General features: G+C 65.0%; 4 protein-coding genes and 1 pseudogene. 3 read left to right on the forward strand and 2 right to left on the reverse strand.

All coding sequences use genetic code 11. The features are described 5' to 3' along the window. Nucleotides 1-538: pseudogene (locus BG35_RS0108115) on the reverse strand (helicase); the annotation flags it as partial. 41 nt (nucleotides 539-579) lie between these two features. Here BG35_RS0108115 and BG35_RS0108120 point away from each other — a divergent pair. Further along, the gene (locus BG35_RS0108120) at nucleotides 580-1,479 is read left to right on the forward strand and encodes a prephenate/arogenate dehydrogenase (protein ID WP_051506219.1); all 900 of its coding nucleotides are present in this window, start codon (nucleotides 580-582) and stop codon (nucleotides 1,477-1,479) included. A 25-nt stretch (nucleotides 1,480-1,504) separates the two neighbouring features. Here the strand turns inward: BG35_RS0108120 and BG35_RS0108125 are convergent, their stop codons facing one another. After that, nucleotides 1,505-1,810: a CAAD domain-containing protein gene (locus BG35_RS0108125; protein ID WP_236619835.1), complete on the reverse strand. Its 306-nt coding sequence runs from the start codon at nucleotides 1,808-1,810 to the stop codon at nucleotides 1,505-1,507. 131 nt (nucleotides 1,811-1,941) lie between these two features. Here BG35_RS0108125 and BG35_RS11015 point away from each other — a divergent pair, with 131 nt between their 5' ends. Further along, nucleotides 1,942-2,499, forward strand: coding sequence for a M67 family metallopeptidase (locus BG35_RS11015; RefSeq protein WP_161632576.1), 558 nt, complete (start codon nucleotides 1,942-1,944; stop codon nucleotides 2,497-2,499). A 23-nt stretch (nucleotides 2,500-2,522) separates the two neighbouring features. Further along, nucleotides 2,523-3,144, forward strand: a 622-nt coding sequence (locus tag BG35_RS0108135; RefSeq protein ID WP_025782434.1) for a ThiF family adenylyltransferase, incomplete at its 3' end; no start/stop codon positions are given.

Genomic DNA, 3,144 nt, shown 5'->3' on the forward strand with positions numbered 1-3,144 from the left:
GGTTGAGCTGATCGAAGCAGGAGGCAACGGCCTGGGCCAGGGCGGGATAGGCCTGTTGGAGGCGGTTCCAGTCCCGGGGCTCCAGCGTCACCCCCAGTGCCGCCTGCAGATCCTTCTCCAGTTGCCCACTGTCCAGAACCACCAGTTGCCGTTCCTGCAGTTGCCCTGCCTGGTGAGCCCGCAGCAGTTCCGCGGGCTTCAACAGCCATAGGGGAATATCCTGTGGGCAGTTTTCCCCTTCCCAGAGGGGTGTTGCAATGCCGGCGCGATGCAGACGGGGCAGTTCCACAAGCTGGAGGCGCTGATGCAACTGCCGGCTCACCACCAGGGCAACGGCCTCCCCCGCCAGACAGCAGGGCAGCAGGGCGCTCAACCGCCAACCGGGTTCACTGCCGGGGGCAATGCTGATCAGCGTGGTGTCATGCCGTCGCAGGCTGCGGGCCACCAGCCGGGAGAGGCTCAGATGATGGGCCCAGAGGGGACGACCATCCTGGCGAAGCAACCGCTTGAGCTGCTCGTGAACACGGGCCTCCAACATGGGGCAATCGTAACGGCCCACTGGCGCTGGAGCACACGGCGATGAGTCCTCCGGAGTCCCCTCTGCACACCCTGCGGTCCTGTTTGGCGGGACGGCCCGTGGGCTTGGTGGGGTTGGGGCTGCTGGGAGGCTCCATCGGCCTGGACCTCAAGGCCCGGGGCGTCCCCACCGTGGCCCTGGCCCATCGCGCCAGGACGGTGGAGCGGGCCCGGCAGCGGGGTCTGGCGGATGTGGTCTCCACGGATCCGGCGGTGCTGAGGGGGGCGGGTCTGGTGGTGCTCTGCCTGCCGCTGGACCGCCTTCTCGCCCCCACCCCCCAACTGTTGTCAGCGTTGCCCCGGCAGGCCCTCATCAGCGATGTGGGATCTGTCAAGGGTCCGGTGCTGGCCGCATGGCAAGCAGCCTGGCCGGGCCGCTTCATCGGAGGGCACCCCATGGCCGGAACCACGGCGGCCGGTGTGGATGCGGGGCAACCCGGTCTTTTCCAGGGCCGTCCCTGGGCCTTGACGACGGCAGAAACCACAACCCCTTCCGCCGATCTCCAACTTCTGCAAGCCCTCGTCAGCGTCCTGGGGGCCCGGGCGATCCACTGCACCGCCCAGGACCACGACCATGCCGTTGCCCTCGTTTCCCACTTGCCGGTGCTGGTGAGTGCGGCATTGCTCCACACCGTGGCGGGGGAGCGGAATCAACCCATCCGCCGTCTGGCGGAGAGCCTGGCCAGCAGCGGCTTTGCCGATACCACACGGGTGGGCGGCGGCAATCCCCGGTTGGGGGTCCTGATGGCGTCCCACAACAGGCAGGCCCTGGGGCAAGCACTGGGGCGCTACCGGGAAGGTCTGGAGACCCTGGAGGGTCTGGTGCGGGAAGAGCGCTGGGATCAACTGTGCGCCGCGTTGCAACGGAGCCAGGCCCTGCGACAGCAGATGATCGGCCCCTGACGGGCCATGGCCCGATGACGGGGGATTAGCCCAGATACTCCTTGCGCAGGTTGCGGAGCCTCTCAACGAAGGCCTGGCGTTTATCCTTTGTGTAAAGGTTTTGGTAGCACCACTGGACGGCCACAACCAAGCCCAGGAGTTGCAACAGCCCTGGCAGAACAGGAATCAGGTGAATGGTTGCCAGAACGCTGTTGACCAACACCAGCCCCAGGCTGACAACCAGCAGAATCCCCGCAATCGTGCCGATGCGGCCCGCCTTCTCCCAGTCCACCTTGTCCAGAGAGCTATTGATCTTGCTAATGGCCTCGTCGTAGCGTTTGGAAAAGGTCAAGGCTGGATCGTCCTGAGTGCCCGGTGGGCGGGTTGGCGGTGTAAAGGATTGGATCTTGGCGTTGGCAGGGTCAATCATGAACCCGACGGATCAGCCATCCTAACGATAATGAAGTGACGGCGAAGATGCCAGTGGCGCTCCGGCTCAGTCGGCAATGTCTGATGGCCCTGGAGCGGAGTCTTGCCGTGGCATGGCCTGAGGAGGGTTGTGCGCTGCTCCTGGGACGGCGCCATGGCGGGACCCTGCACATGCAGGGGGTCTGGCCCTGTCGGAACGTGTGGCGACCGGACTGGCCGGAGACCTGTCAGCCCCAGGCCTCCCGGAGTTCCCAGGATGAGGCGGGGAACCTGCAGGATGCCCATAGCCGCTCTGATCGCTTTGTGGTGGATCCCCTCGAACTGATTGCGGCCCAGAAGTACTGCCGCAATCAGGGGGTGCTCCTGTTGGGGGCGGCCCATTCCCATCCCCGGGGAGCCCCGCTGCCTTCAGCCATGGATCAGCGCCACGCCTGGCCCCGAAGTCTGGTGTGGATCTCTGCCATTGCCAGCCCTGACCGTCAACCGACGGAAGCGGACCGGGGCGCCTGGTGGGTCAGCGGATCCGGTCGTTTTCAGCCGGTGTCCATTGAACTTGCGCAAACGGGTTTCGGGAAACCCAACCCCGGAGACCAGCCATACTACAGACCATGAGTCTTTTGTCTGCTGTTCCCGCCATGTTGCCGCCAGATACCAGCACAATCACCCTCAGCCAGGATGAGATCGCCCGCTTTTCCCGCCACCTGATCCTGCCGGAAATCGGCATGGAGGGCCAGAAACGTCTGCGGGCAGCCAGTGTGTTGTGTGTGGGGACGGGTGGATTGGGATCCCCCCTGCTGCTCTACCTGGCGGCGGCGGGCGTGGGCCGCATCGGCATTGTGGACTTTGACGTGGTGGACCATAGCAACCTGCAGCGCCAGGTGATCCATGGCACCAGTTGGGTGGGACAGCCGAAAATCGCCTCTGCCAAACACCGTATCCAGGAGATCAATCCCCACTGCCAGGTGGATCTCTACGACACGGCCCTCAGTGGGGAGAACGCTCTCCGGATCATGGAACCCTACGATCTGGTCTGTGACGGCACCGATAACTTCCCCACCCGCTATCTGGTGAACGACGCCTGTGTGCTCCTGAACAAGCCCAACGTCTACGGCTCCATCTTCCGCTTCGAGGGCCAGGCCACGGTGTTCAACCTTGGCGATGGACCCAACTACCGGGATCTCTATCCGGAACCGCCGCCCCCGGGCTTGGTGCCCTCCTGCGCCGAGGGGGGCGTGGTGGGCGTCCTGCCAGGGATCA

Origin of the sequence: Candidatus Synechococcus spongiarum SH4, from assembly GCF_000586015.1 — a bacterium.
Taxonomy (GTDB): Bacteria; Cyanobacteriota; Cyanobacteriia; order PCC-6307; family Cyanobiaceae; genus Synechococcus_B; species Synechococcus_B spongiarum_F.